The sequence below is a fragment of the Occultella gossypii genome (assembly GCF_019947135.1).
Classification (GTDB): Bacteria; Actinomycetota; Actinomycetes; order Actinomycetales; family Beutenbergiaceae; genus Occultella; species Occultella gossypii.
On the sequence record NZ_JAGSHT010000009.1, the window covers coordinates 21634 to 37444 of the forward strand.

At 70.0% G+C, this 15811-nt stretch carries 17 protein-coding genes; 6 read left to right on the forward strand and 11 right to left on the reverse strand.

What is annotated here, in order from left to right:
• The first annotated feature begins 28 nt into the window (after nucleotides 1-28).
• Nucleotides 29-1357, forward strand: a complete 1329-nt coding sequence (locus KCQ71_RS08505) for an ABC transporter substrate-binding protein (protein WP_223404829.1) — start codon at nucleotides 29-31, stop codon at nucleotides 1355-1357.
• A 7-nt stretch (nucleotides 1358-1364) separates the two neighbouring features.
• On the forward strand, nucleotides 1365-1796 hold the full coding sequence (locus KCQ71_RS08510; protein WP_223404831.1) for an HIT family protein: 432 nt from the start codon (nucleotides 1365-1367) through the stop codon (nucleotides 1794-1796).
• Here KCQ71_RS08510 and KCQ71_RS08515 read toward each other — a convergent pair.
• The 8 genes from KCQ71_RS08515 to KCQ71_RS08550 form a co-directional block, all read right to left on the reverse strand.
• The gene (locus tag KCQ71_RS08515) at nucleotides 1771-2859 is read right to left on the reverse strand and encodes a LacI family DNA-binding transcriptional regulator (RefSeq protein WP_223404833.1); all 1089 of its coding nucleotides are present in this window, start codon (nucleotides 2857-2859) and stop codon (nucleotides 1771-1773) included. The two genes, KCQ71_RS08510 and KCQ71_RS08515, sit on opposite strands and share 26 nt — an antisense overlap.
• A gap of 99 nt (nucleotides 2860-2958) precedes the next feature.
• Nucleotides 2959-4491 carry a family 10 glycosylhydrolase gene (locus KCQ71_RS08520; RefSeq protein ID WP_223404835.1) on the reverse strand — a complete coding sequence of 511 codons (1533 nt, stop codon included), beginning with the start codon at nucleotides 4489-4491 and terminating at the stop codon, nucleotides 2959-2961.
• A gap of 40 nt (nucleotides 4492-4531) precedes the next feature.
• The gene (locus tag KCQ71_RS08525; RefSeq protein WP_223404837.1) at nucleotides 4532-5425 is read right to left on the reverse strand and encodes a MurR/RpiR family transcriptional regulator; all 894 of its coding nucleotides are present in this window, start codon (nucleotides 5423-5425) and stop codon (nucleotides 4532-4534) included.
• Nucleotides 5422-6384, reverse strand: coding sequence for an N-acetylmuramic acid 6-phosphate etherase (locus KCQ71_RS08530; RefSeq protein ID WP_223404839.1), 963 nt, complete (start codon nucleotides 6382-6384; stop codon nucleotides 5422-5424). The genes KCQ71_RS08525 and KCQ71_RS08530 overlap by 4 nt, the downstream gene beginning before the upstream one ends.
• A gap of 2 nt (nucleotides 6385-6386) precedes the next feature.
• Nucleotides 6387-7592, reverse strand: coding sequence for an anhydro-N-acetylmuramic acid kinase (locus tag KCQ71_RS08535; RefSeq protein WP_223404841.1), 1206 nt, complete (start codon nucleotides 7590-7592; stop codon nucleotides 6387-6389).
• On the reverse strand, nucleotides 7589-8425 hold the full coding sequence (locus KCQ71_RS08540; protein ID WP_223404843.1) for a carbohydrate ABC transporter permease: 837 nt from the start codon (nucleotides 8423-8425) through the stop codon (nucleotides 7589-7591). The genes KCQ71_RS08535 and KCQ71_RS08540 overlap by 4 nt, the downstream gene beginning before the upstream one ends.
• Entirely contained in the window at nucleotides 8422-9390 is a 969-nt protein-coding gene (locus tag KCQ71_RS08545) for a carbohydrate ABC transporter permease (RefSeq protein WP_372453973.1), read from the reverse strand. The genes KCQ71_RS08540 and KCQ71_RS08545 overlap by 4 nt, the downstream gene beginning before the upstream one ends.
• Nucleotide 9391: 1 nt before the next feature.
• Nucleotides 9392-10714 (reverse strand): sugar ABC transporter substrate-binding protein, encoded by a 1323-nt coding sequence (locus KCQ71_RS08550; RefSeq protein WP_223404844.1) that lies wholly within the window; start codon nucleotides 10712-10714, stop codon nucleotides 9392-9394.
• Between the two features lie 336 nt (nucleotides 10715-11050).
• On the opposite strand from KCQ71_RS08550, the gene KCQ71_RS27255 reads away from it, so the two are divergent.
• The 4 genes from KCQ71_RS27255 (at nucleotide 11051) to KCQ71_RS08565 (ending at nucleotide 12840) form a co-directional block, all read left to right on the forward strand.
• The gene (locus KCQ71_RS27255; protein ID WP_283248636.1) at nucleotides 11051-11173 is read left to right on the forward strand and encodes a hypothetical protein; all 123 of its coding nucleotides are present in this window, start codon (nucleotides 11051-11053) and stop codon (nucleotides 11171-11173) included.
• The gene (locus KCQ71_RS08555; RefSeq protein WP_223404846.1) at nucleotides 11170-11364 is read left to right on the forward strand and encodes a hypothetical protein; all 195 of its coding nucleotides are present in this window, start codon (nucleotides 11170-11172) and stop codon (nucleotides 11362-11364) included. The genes KCQ71_RS27255 and KCQ71_RS08555 overlap by 4 nt, the downstream gene beginning before the upstream one ends.
• Before the next feature lie 84 nt (nucleotides 11365-11448).
• Nucleotides 11449-12096 carry a hypothetical protein gene (locus tag KCQ71_RS08560; RefSeq protein WP_223404848.1) on the forward strand — a complete coding sequence of 216 codons (648 nt, stop codon included), beginning with the start codon at nucleotides 11449-11451 and terminating at the stop codon, nucleotides 12094-12096.
• A gap of 81 nt (nucleotides 12097-12177) precedes the next feature.
• The gene (locus KCQ71_RS08565; protein ID WP_223404850.1) at nucleotides 12178-12840 is read left to right on the forward strand and encodes a hypothetical protein; all 663 of its coding nucleotides are present in this window, start codon (nucleotides 12178-12180) and stop codon (nucleotides 12838-12840) included.
• A gap of 20 nt (nucleotides 12841-12860) precedes the next feature.
• Here KCQ71_RS08565 and KCQ71_RS08570 read toward each other — a convergent pair whose 3' ends face one another.
• The 3 genes from KCQ71_RS08570 to KCQ71_RS08580 form a co-directional block, all read right to left on the reverse strand.
• Entirely contained in the window at nucleotides 12861-13322 is a 462-nt protein-coding gene (locus tag KCQ71_RS08570) for an acyl-CoA thioesterase (RefSeq protein ID WP_223404851.1), read from the reverse strand.
• Between the two features lie 3 nt (nucleotides 13323-13325).
• Nucleotides 13326-15008, reverse strand: coding sequence for an energy-dependent translational throttle protein EttA (gene ettA / locus KCQ71_RS08575; RefSeq protein ID WP_223404853.1), 1683 nt, complete (start codon nucleotides 15006-15008; stop codon nucleotides 13326-13328).
• Nucleotides 15009-15194: 186 nt separating this feature from the next.
• Nucleotides 15195-15743 (reverse strand): single-stranded DNA-binding protein, encoded by a 549-nt coding sequence (locus tag KCQ71_RS08580; RefSeq protein WP_223404855.1) that lies wholly within the window; start codon nucleotides 15741-15743, stop codon nucleotides 15195-15197.
• Nucleotides 15744-15811 lie beyond the last annotated feature (68 nt).

A 15811-nucleotide genomic window follows, 5' to 3' on the forward strand; every position in this document is an offset into this window, starting at 1 on the left:
CAGCAATGACGCTCCTGAAGGGAATCCCATGTTGAACCCGTTGAACCCGAACCCACCACTGTCCCGTCGCTCCTTCCTCGGCACCGCTGCAGCCGGCGCTCTCCTGACCACCGCCGGCTGCGCCGGATTCGGCGGCGGTGGTTCCGGGTCGGAGTCCGACGGCGACGCGAGCCTCACCGTGACCTGGTGGGGCGACGCGAGCCGGACCGAGCTCTATGACGCCGCGCTCGCGTTGTTCGAAGCCGACCATGAGGGCGTCACGACCCGATCCGAGTTCGCCGATCTCGGTCCCTACCTGGAGCGGATGGCGACCGCCGCCGCGGCCGGGAACCTCGCGGACGTCCTGTGGATGCGGGACACGCACGTCGGCCGCTATGGCGCCGGCGGCTCACTGCTCGACCTCTCCGAGTACCTCGACGACGTGATCGACGTCAGCGCGATCGGTGACGCCGGCATCGCCAGCGGGACGGTCGGCGACGGCGTGTTCGCGCTGCCGACGCACTACGTCGGCCAAGCGCTCATCACAGCAGAGGACGTACTGGGCGCAGCCGGCGTCTCGGGTGGCGACATCGCGACCTGGGACGACCTCGCTGCTGCTGCCCGCGAGGCGGCAGACCCCTCCGCCGGCGTCTTCGGGATCAACGACCCCACGCTCGACGACACGCACCGGCACCTGGAGGCGTGGATCCGGCAGGCCGGCGGGGAGCTGTTCACCCCCGAAGGCACCCTCGCGGCCGACCCGGCCGCGATCGAGGAATGGTTCGTCTTCTGGAAGACGCTCCGGGACGAGGGGGTGCTGCCTCCGGCCGACTCCCAGAGCGAGGCCAACGGTGCCGGCTGGTCCGGCGACTTCCTGGTCCTCGGGACCTCCGCGATGCGGCTGTCCAGCACGAACCACTTCACGATCGTCTCGGGTCTCACCGAGGCGCCGCTCGGGCTGTTCAGTACCCCCGCCCTCGCCGACGCCACCGACGACTGGTGGTTCTTCCCGCCGATCCTGATCAGCGCCGCGGCCAACACCGACTCGCCCGAGGTCGCCGCCGCGCTCATCGACTTCTTCATCAACGACGCTGCTGCGGCCGATGTCACCCGGCTCAACCAGGGCGCACCGTCCTCGTCCGAGATCCGTGACGGGCTCACTCCCGACCTCGAAGGGGCGGAGACCGCCTTCATCGAACAGATCTCGCGGGAGATGGAGCAACCGGCCCGACCGTTCCCCATCCGGCCCGAGGGCTCCGAGCAGTTCAACGGCGCCCTCACCAGGATCGGTGAGGAGATCGCCTATGGCGGGGCCACGGTCAGCGAGGCGGTCGCCCGCCTCGTCTCCGACGCCGCCGGCTACCTCACGGCGGAGTGAGGCGACCATGACCGAGTGCACCCTCTGCGCCGGGAACGCCCGAGCGGAGTCCGAGTTGCCACCCCGGGAACGGGTTCGGATGACCGAGAACTGGCGGGTGATCGCCCACCGCAGCGCGCTCCCGGGCTGGATGCTCGTCGTTCCCCGGAGGCACGTCGAATCGCTGGCAGACCTGACGGAGCTCGAAGCGGCCGAACTCGGCACGCTGCTGCGTGCGGGGACGCGGACGCTCGTGGACGCCGTGGGTGCGGACCGCTCCTACGTGATGCAGTTCTCCGAGGGCATCCGGCACCTGCACTTCAGCCTGGTGCCGCGGATGGCGGATCTGCCGGCCGACCGGCGCGGCGCGAAGGTCGGCGCCTACAACGCGCAGGACACCCCACTGGGCGAGGAGGAGCGCGACCAGATCGCGCTCAGCCTGCAGTCGCGGTGGCCGTAGCCGCCTCACGTGGGGGTGCGGTCGAGGCCCGGATCACGAGCTCCGGGTCGACGACCTCCTCATCCGACGCCTCGACCGTCACTCCCATCAGGCCCAGGAGCGCGCGGGCAGCCGCCCGACCGCGCTGGGACACATCCCGCCGGACCGTCGTGAGCGCGGGCGAGTACCACGCGCCGATGTCGGTGCCGTTGTACCCGACCACGGAGACGTCCTCGGGGATCCGCAGACCGTGTTCGCGCAGGGTCGCCATCCCCGCGATCGCCATCTCGTCGGTCGCATAGACGATCGCGGTGATCTCCGGGTGCTGTGCGAGGATCGCCCGCGTGCGTTCGGCCGCCGTGACCGGTGTGTACGGCCCTGGGCGATGTGCCACGAGACCGGCACCACCGGCCGCAAGGACCTCGCGGAGGATCCGGTCCCGGTGGCTCGACTCGACGTAGTCCTCCGGCCCGCTCACCGCGGCGATCGACCGATGGCCCAGTTCGAGGAGGTGTTCGGCCACCTCGCGCATCCCGGCGCCTCGTGGGCCGTGGCCGATGTAGGAGATCGGATCGTCGACCCACGGGGTCCCGAGGAGCACGGCGGGCAGCCCGAGCCGACGAACCAGTTCGAACCGGGTGTCACCCACCCGTGATTCCAGGAGCACGACTCCATCGACCCGACGGGCCTCGGCCAGCCGCCGGTAGGTCTGTTCCTCGTGCTCCACGGAGGTGGCGATGTGCAGCAGCAGCCCGAAGTCGTGCCTGGCGAGCACCTTCTCGAGACCGGTGAACATCCCGGACGGCAGTTCGGGATCGCCGTCCTCGGCGACGCCCGGACGGTTCAGCACCAGCCCCACGGTGCGGGACCTGGCTGACCGCAACGCGATCGCCGTGGCGCTCGGAGTCCAGTGCAGCTTGCGCGCAGCATCCCGGATCCGCTCCTCGGTGGCAGCGGAGATACCGCCCTGGGCGTTGAACACCCGGGAGACGGCCGAGCGCGACACTCCCGCCAGTTGGGCGACGTCGGTGATCGTCGCCCGGCGCGAGCGGGTTGCGTCGGCATCGCTACTAGATCGATCCATTCCCATATCCTGACACGCACTCGACCCCCGCCGGGACGGACCGCACCGCCGCCCTCGCCGACCCGACCTCCGTGGCCGGGCCGACGAGGGCGGGCACCCTCAGACCCCGCCGGCAGTAACCTCCGCCGACGTGATCTGACCGGCAGCGACGACGAGGACCGTCGCCCCTGCCCCGGTGGCGCCGTCCTCGACCACCCGCAGCCGGTACCGGCCCGGGGCAAGGTCCACGGCGGCGAACCACCCGGACCCGTCCGTGGTCACCGTGAACGACTCCCCCGGTGTGCGGCCCAGCGGCTGGACCTGCACGTCGACCTGGTCGGCGACCACGCCGGTCCGCAGCGTGACCGTGCCCTCGAGCACGCCGGCGGTGGGCTGGGTCTTCCACTCCATCTCGGGCACCACCACGTCATCAGCGAGCGGCCCGGCCCGAAGTGCCGCGGTCACCGCCTCCCGTTCGGCGTCCTTGACCGCCGGGTTCGAGGACGCCGTCGCCGTGGCGCTGAAGTTCGCGTAGGAGTATCCACTCCAGCCATCGAACCCGGCGGCCACCGTCTCCTCCGCCTGGGCGACGATGTCCGGCAGCTCGTTCAGGTAGAGCGCCGGCCCGTTGACCACGTGCCGGTCGGCACGGCTGGCGATGAGTGCATCGTTCCACTCCGTGAACATCTGCGCCTGGGCCGGCATCCAGTTGCGCTTGTAGTTCATCGCCGTGATCGTGTCGATGATGCCCTCGTCCAGCCAGCTCACCCAGTCCTGGAGCACGTTCGTGTACGGGCGGGTGTTCTCCCAGCCGCCGTAACTGACCGGGCCGAACGCGTACGTGATGCCGTTGATGCTGAGCCGGTCACTCGGATCGGAGCCGTACATCGCCACATAGATCTTGCGCACCAGCGCGGAGACCTGGTCGCGACGCCACTGGCTGAACTCCTCGTCGGTGACGGCCGGACGGTCCGTGCGGCCGGTCTCGGCGGCGAACCGGGCCAGAGATGTCTCGGAGTAGCCCCAGTCGTTCTGGAACTCGCCGGAGTTGTAGTCCGGATAGCGGATGTAGTCGAGGTTCACCCCGTCCACGTCATAGTTCTCCGTGATCGACGTGATCGCCTCGACGACGTAGTCGACGGCAGCCGGGTTGGCCGGGTCGATGTAGGAGTTGTTGCCGACGAGTTCGGTGCCGTCCTCACGCTGGTTGAGCCAGCGATCCGCACCGGTCGCGGTGGGCCCGTGCGCGTTGAATGCGTGCTCGGGCGAGGTCGGCGGGGTGGCCGAGTTCCACAGCGTGGTGGCGTTCACCCACGCGTGCACCTCGATCCCGGCCGCGTGCGCCACCTCGATGACCTCGGCCAGCGGGTCGTAGGGCGCCGGGTCGACGCGCGCGTCGGTGCGCGGGTAGAGCGCGTCGTTGCAGAAGCAGTCGAACCGCCGACCGATCTGCACGATCAGGGCGTTGACGCCCAGGTCGCTCGCGTCCTCGACCAAGGTGGTGACTTGGTCGGGCGTGTAGATGCCGACGTTGAACGCGTCGACCCAGAGTGCGCGGAACTGCTCCTCGGGTTCGTCGGCTGCGGCCGGTCCGGCCAGCGCCAGGGCCGGCACCAGCGCCAGGCCGAGTACTGCTGCGAGTGATCGTCGCATGTTTCCCTCCATGTACGAGATTCGTCGTGATCGTCGATGATCAGATCCCGCTGGGACCGGATCGGGTCCGGGTGTACCTCCTGTCCTCGACAGCGGCGCGGGTGACCTCGAGCGCCGCTTGACTGGCGTCGTAGGTGCGCTGGGCGATCGCCACGAAGACGCAGTCCACGACGGTGAGCTGAGCCAGGCGGCTCGCGGTCGCCCCCGACCGGAACGTGGTCTCCCGCGCGGCGGTGAGCAGCACGTGATCGGCGAGCCGTGCGATCGGCGACTCGGGGGCGTTCGTCAGAGCCACCGTGGTGGCACCGCGGGTCCCGGCGAGCCGCAGTGCCTCGACGGTGTCGATGGTGGTCCCGGTGTGGGAGATCCCGACCGCGACGTCCCGCGCCCCGAGCAGCGCGGCCGACGTGAGAGCGAGGTGCGAATCGGCGTGCGCGAACGCGACCCGCCCGATCCGGTGCAGCTTCTGCTGCAGGTCCGTTGCGACAGTGCCGGAGGCGCCGACCCCGTAGATGTCCACCCGGCCCGCGGTCGCGATGGCTTCCACCACCGCCTCGAGTTCCGGGACGGAGAGGGAACGGGCGGTGTCCTCCACGGCGCGGGCGTCCGCATAGGCGATCTTCGCGATCACGCTGGCCAGATCGTCACCCTCGGCGATGTCCCCGGTACGCAGCTCGCGCTCGGCGGCGGCATCGCTGCGGCCCGTCTCGGCCGCGAGGGCGAGCCGGAACTCCCGGTACCCGGCCAGGCCGAGCTCGTGACACAGCCGCATCACCGTGGTCTGGCTGACGCCGCTCGCCGCGGACAGGTCGGTGATGGTGGTCCGGGCGGCCCGGTGCGGATCCTCGAGCACGTACTCGGCCACTCGGCGCATGGACGGCTGGAACTGGTCCAGCCCGCCGCGCAGCCGCAGCACCAGCGGGGGGCGGGTCATTCGTGGTGCCCTCCCCTGGCCGCGGCGACGGCGGAGCGCACGCCACCTGGATCGGCGATGCGGGTGACGTCGGGCGGGTACTGGGCAATCAGTTCACGGGCCTGTGCCACATCGATCCCGGCGATCAGGGCCACCAGGGCGGTGCGGGCGTCCCCGGCCGCGGCCAGCACGTCCGCACACCGCTCGGGGTCCTGGTCCGTGGCCTGCACCAGCATCCGCACGGTGCGCGCCCGCAGCTTCTGGTTCGTGGGCGCCACCTCGGTCATCAGGTTCGAGTACGTCTTGCCGAGGCGGACCATCACCGCCGTCGAGAACATGTTCAGGACCATCTTCTGGGCGGTGCCCGCCTTCATCCGGGTGGAGCCGGTGATCACCTCCGGCCCGGTGTCGACGAGGACAGCCACGTCCACACCCTCGGCCAGGGTGGCGCGGGGGTTCGTGGCGATCAGGGCGGTCCGGGCCCCCTGCTCCCGCGCGCTGGCGAGGGCGCCGCCCACGTACGGCGTGCGTCCGCTGGCAGCGATCCCGATCACCATGTCCGCCGGGCCGACGACGCCCAGGTCCGCGGCGCCCGCGGCCGGGTCATCCTCCACACCCTCCACCGCCTGCATCATGGCCCGATCACCGCCGGCCAGGTGTGCCACCACCGTCTCCGCGCCGACCCGGTAGGTGGGCATCAGCTCGACGGCGTCGAGCACGCCGAGCCGCCCGGAGGTCCCGGCGCCGCTGTAGTGCACCCGCCCGCCCGCGCCCAGGGCGGCCACCGCGAGGTCGACCAGGGCGGCCACCTGGTCGGCGACCGCTCCCACCGCCGTCAGGACCGCCGCGTCCTCCTCCATCATCAGGCTCACCAGTTCGTCGGTGGGCAGCCGATCGAGGTCCTCGGTGCGGGGGTTGCGCTCCTCCGTGGGTGAGTGCAACCCCAGCACCTCGCGCCAGTCGTGGGACATCTCGGCCATGGTCATCCTTCCTCGAGTACAAGCGTGTGCACCGGGTCGCGTCCGGGTGGACACGGCGCTGGCGCGGGTGGGGTCAACGAGCCCAGCACGACGGCGGACCTCGCCCCGGTTGCCCGCCGGCGGCCCGCGCCTGGGGCCGTGCCGGGCAACCCACGAGCCGACAGGTAGCCGAGCAACGCGAACAGGTAGGCCTCCTTCGCCTCGGCGGCCAGCCCGAGCGCGTCGGAGGTGACCACGCCCGGTAGCCGTGAGCGTAGTCCGGCCATCAGCGTGGCATTGCGCACGCCGCCGCCGGACACCACGACGCGTTCGGTGCGGGCGCCGTCACGAATGATCGCCTCGGCGATGGTCCGGGCGGTGAGCTCGGTGAGCGTGGCGAACAGGTCGTTGCCACTGGGCACGGCCACCCCGGCGGCGCCCAGTGCAGCGGTGACATAGCCGCCGTCGAAGGTCTCCCGTCCGGTGCTCTTCGGCAACGGCCGGGCGTAGTACGGATCCGCGAGCAGCACGGCCAGGGCCTGCGGGTCCACGCGACCCGCCGCGGCGAGCGCTCCGTCGGCGTCGAACCTACGCCCGGTGCCGGCCGCGACCGCGTCGTCCAGGAGGCAGTTGCCAGGCCCGGTGTCGCCGGTCCGCACCGGCCCGTCGCCCACCAGCGTGATGTTCGCGATACCGCCGATGTTCAGCGCCGCCGTGGGCCGGTCGCCGAGCCAGAGCGCGTCCAGCAGGCTCACCAGCGGGGCACCCTGACCACCGGCGGCGATATCGGCGCTGCGCAGGTCATGGATCACGGGCCGCCCGGTGCGCGCCGCGATCCACGCCGCCGAGCCCAGTTGCAACGTGCCCCGCGCCGAGCCGGCGTCATCGCTCACGCCACCACCGCCGTCGGGTGTGCCCTGTTCCACCCAGTGGTGCACCGTCTGGCCGTGGCTGACCACCAGGTCCACGGCGCCCCACGCCTCGATCGCCCAAGCGCCCGCGTCTCCGAAGGACTGCCCGATCTCGGTGTCCAACCGGCACACCTCACCCAGGTCGGTGGCCGCCGGCGGCAGCGCAGCCAGGATCCGCCCGCGCAGCGGCGCGGGCCAGGTCCGCTCCGTGTGCGCCACCATCCGCATCCGGACCACGCCCTCGGCATCGTCGAGATCGGCCAGGGCCACGTCGATGGCGTCGACCGAGGTGCCCGAACTCAGCGCGAGGACCCTCATCCCTTCACCGCCCCCGCCGTCAGACCGGATGCGAGGCGCCGCTGGACGACCACGAAGAAGATCACCACGGGCACCGTGATCAGCGAGGAGGCGGCCATCACCGCCCCCCAGTCCGCGGTGTTCTGGCCGAAGAACCGCTGCAGGCCCACGGCCACCGTGTACTTGTCCGCATCCTGCAGGAACGTGAGCGCGAAGATGAACTCGTTCCATGCGGTGATGAACGAGAACACGCTGGTCGCCACCACGCCGGGAGCCACCAGCGGCAGCAGTACCGCCCAGAACATCCGGCCCCAGGATGCACCGTCCATATAGGCGGCCTCCTCGACCTCCTTCGGCACCGCGGCCACGAAGCCACGGAGCATCCAGACCGCGAACGGCAGCGAGAAGGCGAGGTAGACGATCACCAGGCCGAGGAGACTGTTCAGCATCTGCAGGTTCTTCGCCTGCAGGAACAACGGGATGACCAGCGCCTCGAGCGGAACCATCTGCACGATCAGGATCAGCACCAGCACCGCCTTGCGGAACGTGAACGCGAAGCGTGCCACCGCCACCGCGGCGAGCAGTGCCACGGCAGCGGAGATGAGCACGGTACCCACCGCGACGATCGCCGAGTTCCGCATGAACTGGCCGAACCCGCCGACGTCCAGGACCCGGACGAAGTGGTCCAGGGTCAGATCGGTGGGGATCAGGGTGGCGCCGCGGTGCGCCGCGTCCACATCGACCGCGCTGGAGAACATCCAGTACGCGGGGAAGAGCGCGAACGCGAGGATCGCGGCCACCCCGAGCGACTTGCCGAGGGCCGGCCACGCCAGTGCCGAACCGGTCCGCCTCACAGGTCCTCCTCCCTGAACAGCGTGCGCATGTACACCACCGTGATGACGAGCAGGATCCCGGTGAGCAGCACCGCGATGGCCGAGCCCATGCCGTACTTGCCCTGCGCGAAGGACTGGATGTAGGACCAGACACCCAGGTTGAACACCTCGGCGTTGCCGCCGTTGCCGCCCGGCATCAGGTAGATCTGGGTGAACACCTTGAAGTCCCAGATCGTGGAGAGGATCGTCACCACGGCGAAGACCGGCTTGAGCATCGGCGCGGTGATCTGCCAGAACCGTCGCCAGGCGCCGGCGCCGTCCATGGTGGCCGCCTCATAGAGTTCCTTCGGCACGGTGAGCAGGCCGGCGAGCACGGTGATCGCCACGAACGGGAAACCGTGGTGGACCACGTTCAGGGTGGCGATGGCGTAGAAGCCGAGCCGGTCCGTGTACCAGTTCACGGTGCCGGGCTCGATGATGCCGAGCCCGGCCAGCACGCTCGCCACCAGCCCGTTCAGCGGGTCGAACAGCCAGATCCAGACGTAGGTGCCGGTGACAGCGGGCACCGCCCAGGCGACCATGATCGCCGTCGAGCAGACCGTCTTCCAGAACGTGCCGAGGATGTTCAGGAACAGGGCCACAAGCGTGCCGAGTCCCACGGTCAGCACCACACAGCAGGCGGCGAAGCCCACCGTGTTCGGCAGCACGACCGTCCACAGGTAGGAGTCACCGAGGATCGCCGCGTAGTTCTCCCAGCCGATGTAGTTCGCCTCTCCGGAGACCAGCTCACGCAGGCCGAAGTCCTGGAAGGACAGATCCACCACGCGCACCAGCGGCCACAGCAGCAGCACTGCCAGCACGGCCAGGGTCGGTGCGAGCAGCACCCACGGGCGCACGGCCCGGCGCCGGGCGGCTCGGCGCCGACGCGCGTCCGGGGCCGGCCCGCGTGGCACGATCGGTGCCACGCGGGCCGTGGACGTGGTCACCTCAGGACCCGGCGCTGAACGTCTCGTTCATGGCGGTGACCGCCTCCGCGGCCGCCTCCTCGACACCCATCCGCCCGGTCAGGATGTTCTGGACCATGGCCTCGACGGTCTTCGCGCCCTGGATCTGACCGAAGGCCGGCGTCAGCGGCACCGACCTACCCGCCTCCAGCATCTGCTGGGCGAACGGGGCGACCAGCGGGTCCTCGCTCTCGGCGATCTCCGCCAGGGCGCTCGCCTGGCCCGGGAAGAAGCCGGTCTGCTCGGACCAGTCGGCGGCGGACTGACCGGTGCTCATCAGCTCGATGAACTCCCAACCGAGATCCTGTTGATCGGAATCGGCCCACACCCCGAGGTGCGAGCCGCCGAGGAACGAGCCGGCCGGCCCGCCGTCACGCGACGGGATCGGGAACGCGCCGATGCTCTCCATCAGATCCGGGGCGTCCTGCGCGATCCTCCCCACGGTCCAGTTGCCGGCGATGATCATCCCGACGTTGCCCTGCTCGAACGCGGCGAGCGCGTCCGCCTCGTTCCAGGTGTCCGCGGCCGCGGTCGAGGCCCCGTGCTCGAGTGCGAGGCCGGTGTAGTACTCCAGCCCTTCGATCGACTCCGGGGAGTCGAGGGTTGCGGTCCAGGTACCGTCGGACTCGGTGGCGATCTCTCCCCCGGCGCCCCAGATGAACGGGTACGCGCTGTACTGGGAGTCCCCCGGGATCGGGAACGGGATCACGTTCGGGTCGGAGGCCTTGAGTGCCTCCACCGCCGCAGTCAGCTCCTCCCAGTTCGTGGGCGTCTCGGTGATGCCCGCCGCCTCGAACAGATCCCGGTTGTAGATGATCGAGCGCACCCCGGCGTACCAGGGCATGCCGTAGAGCGCGCCGTCGTAGGTGCCCGCCTCGGCGAGTCCCTCGACGAGATCGCCGTCGAGGCCGGCCCCCTCGATGCTGGCCGTCAGGTCCGCGAGCACACCGAGCTCGGCGAACTCGGCGGTCCAGGTGGTGCCCACCTCGGCGACGTCCGGACCGGTGCCGCCTGCGATCGAGGTGACGAACTTGTCATGGGCGCCGTCCCAGGGCTGGAACTGCACGTCCAGCTCGGCTCCGGTCCGGGCCGTGAACTCCTCCGCCACACCGTCGAAATAGCCGCTGGCATCCGGGTTGGTGCCTTCCATGATCCAGACGGTGAGCGTCTGTCCCTCGAAGCCACCGCCCTCCTCGGCGCCACTGCCGGCGTCCGTCGGCTCGTCTCCGGTGTCGCCGCCACTGCTGCACGCCGCCAGCGCCAGAACCAGGGCGCCAGCCGTCAATGCGGGAATCGATCTCTTCATGCCGATTACTCCCTCGCGTCCGGCTGTCGTCCCCCGCCGGTCCAGGGTGGTGCGTCGGCCTCGTCGCCGACATCCGTCATGGTGATTTCTTCCTAGATCCCCTGCTTGTCGGGAAACTATCATCATCTCGGCCAGGGCAACAGGGCCGGGCGAGCACCGGCACGTCGTGGCTGGAGGCGTGCCTCGGCGACCCGGCTCGGTCGACGTCGACCAGCCGGGACGAATGGCGATGACCGGCACGTCGATCGAGGTGCGGACCGGACTCGGCACGGCAGCACCAGGACGCCTCTGCATGCAGCCGCGGCGAAGCTCCTCCCCAAGACGGTCGATATCCTGGTGGCCGCAAGTGCCGATGCCACGGCCACGGACGACCGCGGGCGCACCGCGCTCGACATCGCCATGATCCGGGCGGCCCCAGGCATCGCCGTCGCCGCCGTCGAGGTTGCGCACCTGCCATGACCAAGCTCCTCTCGATGTTCGAGGTCTCCATTCCGCTCGAAGCCGCCGCAGTGCAGGGCGTCGCCGGCGCAGTGGCGACGCTGACCGGCGGTGCGTACTCGCCGCCGGCGATCGACACGCTCACCGAGCAGGCGGTGGCCTGGTTGCCGGCCAGTCCGGCTCGGGTGCCACTGGGCGCTCATCGTCGCTGAGAGACCCCGAGCTCGGTACGCCCCTCAGGCAACTGTGCGGCGGAACCCGATCCAGGCGAGCCCGCGACGTGCTACTCCTACGTGATGACCACGGCCTACTCGCTGCTCGAACGGGTCTACGCGATCGACAACGGCGACGCGCACGTCCCCAAACTCAATCGACGCGACCCGACACTTCCACGAACCCGTACGGTGACGCACGACGAGGCCATGGCGTACTGGGCGGATTTCCGCGCGCTGCTCGAGCCGTACGAGTTAGCCGCGCACCAGTTGCGCACGGGCCATGCCGGCGGGCTCAGGGATGCGGTCGCCTATCTCGACGCGCGACCGCGCTTCTTCGGCTCTGGCTACCTGACCGAGGAGTTGATGCACGCCCTCTCCGTGGGTCCGGACCCAGGTTCGTACAAGCCGCTACTTCGTCGCGTCGTGCTGCGGGATACCCCTCACCTGCCGCACAGGTCCTTGCGATACGTGGCACAGTTGGCGGCGCGGGTCTGGGACCCATCTCTGGACTACGACCTCGCCCAGCTCGAGCGGGGGCCTGCTCAGCGCCCGGCATGGACTGCGCGAATGGTCCGCACGCGAGCCACACAGGTGCTGGCCTCACGGGGCGGACAGGGTCGCCTCGGTCAACTGGGCAGGGTACGGCAGCTCGATGCCCGGACCCATCCCGTCTCCGGACCTCCCGGAACCAGGACGCGGCGAACGGCCGACGCGGAACGGTCGGGCTGAGGTCCCACCCGATGGAGGACGGAAGGAGTCTCGCGCGGACCGGGATCAGGAGAAGCGCTGGGTGTTGCTACGGTGACTGGCGTGTTCTCGGACTGGAAGCGGCGGCGCGCTGCCCGGCGAGTCAAGCCCGGGGATGGGCACGCGCTCCAGCGGTTCCGGTGGTGGCAGCTGCTCTCTCGTGCACTGTTCCATCTGTCCCTGACCGGTGCGGACGGCGAGCCGGAGATCTGGACCGTGGACGTGCGCCTCTGGGGAGACTCGAACGGGGAGGTCCGAGCCGAGCTCTACCGGGACGGCCAGCACTACGCCCGGTCCAAACTTCCGGCCGCGTTCTCGGTGCCCGGCGGCACCGTGGAGGTGGCGACCAGCAGTTATGGACTGAAGCGCTGCCACTACGTGAGCGACGGCGGCGCCGTGCGGCAACTCCAGCCCGACCCCGCTTCGGCCGAGGGCCGCCGCGCGCGTCTGGACCGTAAGCGCCCCGGCCTGAGCCGCGCCATCGGGTTCGCGAGCGTGGCTGTCCTCATCGTTGCTCTGACCCTCGGCATCCCGCAGATCGTTGAGGAGATCTCGCAGATACCGCCGGTGGCGGCCAACCTCGGCACCTTCACCTCACCGGTCCAGCTCCCCGCGTGGCTCAACGTCGCACTCCTGCTGGCCACCCTCGTGGCCAGCACCGAACGTGCCCTGCGCCTGCGCTACCACTGGCTGCTCGACGGCGGGCTCTTCGACGGCGAAGGCTAGGCGCCCGTGGACGCTCTGGCTCAGCCCCGGCGTCGGAACTCGATCGGTTCCTCAAGGAGCGGCTCGAGCGCACCGCGCTCGTCGTCGGTGAGGCGCCGGGGCCGCCCGGAGGCGGCGTCGACCATGACGATCGACGTCGCCGCCCGGGCGCAGACCTGCCCGCCGGGGCCGTGCACCTCGTAGCAGACCTCGAGGCTGGCGCCGCCGATCTTGCCGATCCACAACTCGACGTGGACCGGCTCCTGGCGGTATTCCAGCGGCGCCAGATACTCGATCTCCTGCCGAGCCACCAGCGTGTAGCTGGACGCGCCCGCCCCGCCGGCCAGCACCTTCGTGGCAGCCGACTCGCGGTCATCACCCGTGGCCCAGAACGTGGCGATGCGGGCCTCCTCGAGGAGGGTCAGCATCGCCGCGTTGTTGACGTGGCCGTACGCGTCCAGGTCGGCCCAGCGCATCGGCACCGGGACGCTGATCCGTGGCACGGATCAGTCCCGGGTGAGCTTGCGGTAGGTGACGCGGTGCGGGCGGGCCGCCTCCGGGCCGAGCCGCTCGACCTTGTTCTCCTCGTAGTCGGCGAAGTTGCCCTCGAACCAGTACCAGTTCGCGGGGTCCTCGGTGGTGCCTTCGTAGGCGAGGATGTGCGTGGCCACGCGGTCCAGGAACCACCGGTCGTGGGAGATCACGACGGCCGAGCCGGGGAAGTTGAGCAGCGCGTTCTCCAGGCTGCCGAGGGTCTCCACGTCCAGGTCGTTGGTGGGCTCGTCGAGCAGCAGCAGGTTGCCGCCCTGCTTCAGCGTCAGGGCCAGGTTCAGGCGGTTGCGCTCACCACCGGAGAGCACCCCCGCCGGCTTCTGCTGGTCCGGACCCTTGAAACCGAACTGGGAGACGTAGGCCCGGGAGGGGATCTCCACGTTGCCGACCTGGATGAAGTCCAGCCCGTCGGAGACGACCTCCCAGAGGGTCTTGTTCGGGTCGATGCCGCCGCGGCTCTGGTCCACGTACGAGATCTTGACCGTCTCGCCGACCTTCAGCTCACCGTCGTCGAGCGGCTCGAGTCCGACGATCGACTTGAACAGCGTCGTCTTACCGACACCGTTCGGGCCGATGATGCCGACGATGCCGGCGCGTGGCAGCGAGAAACTGAGGTTGTCGATGAGAACGCGGTCCCCGAAGCCCTTGCGCAGGTCCTTCGCCTCGAGAACCGTCGAGCCCAGGCGCGGGCCGGGCGGGATCTGGATCTCCTCGAAGTCCAACTTGCGGGTGCGATCGGCCTCGGCGGCCATCTCCTCGTATCGCGCCATGCGGGCCTTGGACTTGGTCTGCCGGCCCTTCGCGCTGGATCGCACCCACTCGAGTTCGTCCCTGAGGCGCTTGGCGAGCTTGGCATCCTTCTTGCCCTGGACCTGCATCCGCTCGGACTTCTTCTCCAGGTACGTGGAGTAGTTGCCCTCGTACGGGTACAGCCGGCCCCGGTCCACCTCGGCGATCCAGCCTGCCACGTGGTCGAGGAAGTACCGGTCGTGGGTGACGGCGATGACGGCGCCCGGGTACTTGGCCAAGTGCTGCTCGAGCCACTGCACGCTCTCGGCGTCCAGGTGGTTCGTGGGCTCGTCGAGCAGGAGCAGGTCCGGCTTCTCCAGGAGCAGCTTCGCCAGCGCCACACGGCGGCGCTCACCCCCGGACAGGGTGGTCACGTCGGCGTCACCGGGCGGCAGCTGCAAAGCGTCCATGGCCTGCTCGAGCTGGGAGTCGAGGTCCCAGGCGTCGGCTGCGTCGATCTCACCCTGGAGCGTCCCCATCTCCTCCATGAGCGAGTCGAAGTCGGCGTCCGGCTCGGCCATCAGGTTGCCGATCTCGTTGAACCGGTCGATCTTGCCCTTGATCTCCCCGACGCCCTCCTCCACGTTCCCGAGGACGGTCTTCTCCTCGTTCAGCGGCGGCTCCTGGAGCAGGATGCCCACGGAGTAGCCGGGAGTGAGCCGTGCCTCGCCGTTGGACTCCTTCTCGAGGCCGGCCATGATCTTCAGGATCGTGGACTTCCCGGCCCCGTTCGGGCCGACCATACCGATCTTGGCTCCGGGCAGGAACGCCATCGTCACGTCATCGAGGATGACCTTGTCTCCGTGCGCCTTGCGCGCCTTCACCATCGAGTAGATGTACTCGGCCACAACTCTCCCAGGACTGGATACGGGGTGATCAACCCCTAACCCTACGCATCGCAGCGCTGGATGTCGTATCGCCCGTCCACCGGGCCGGGCACTGCCGGAGCCGCGCCCTGGCGCGCCGACCACGCAGGAGGAGCTGCGCCGTCGGCTGCGGTGCGGTCCGGGGCAGGGCGGACCGCACCGCCCTGCTCAGAACGGGGCCCCGACCTTCTCGACCAGCGACTGGCCGTCCTCGAAATGCGACGCTCCGTCGCCGGAGTCCTCGGCGTCCGGGTCCTGGTCGAGCGCGTCGTCCAGGGGGTCGGGCGGCGCCTCCTCCTCGTCGGACAGCACGGCCAGGCCGGAGACATCCACCGACCCGTCCGCCGCATCCCGCCGCACCTTCCGGACCGACGCGATGGCACGGCTGATCTCCACCCCGAAGGCGGACGGGCGGATGACGGGCTCCCACCCGGACCCGCCGTCCTTGGTGGCGTACTCGTGGAAGGACAACCGGCCCTGGACGAGCACGGCGTCCCCCTTGTGGACGCTCTCGGAGATGTTGGTGGCGAGGTCGCCGTTCGCCTTCACGGCGTACCACTGGGTGGCGCCGTCGGTCCACTCCTGCGACTTGCGGTCGAAGTAGCGGGGCGTGGTGGCGACGCTCACGCTGACGAAGGGCGGGCGCCCATCGTTGAGGTAGAGCGTGGGGGTTTGGCCCACGTGTCCTTGGATCGTGACTTCGACGTCCTTCGGCATGATCTGTTCCTTCGCTCGAACCGGCGTGTTCCGGTGTGCTCAAGCGTGGGACCAGGCGCCCTTGGGAC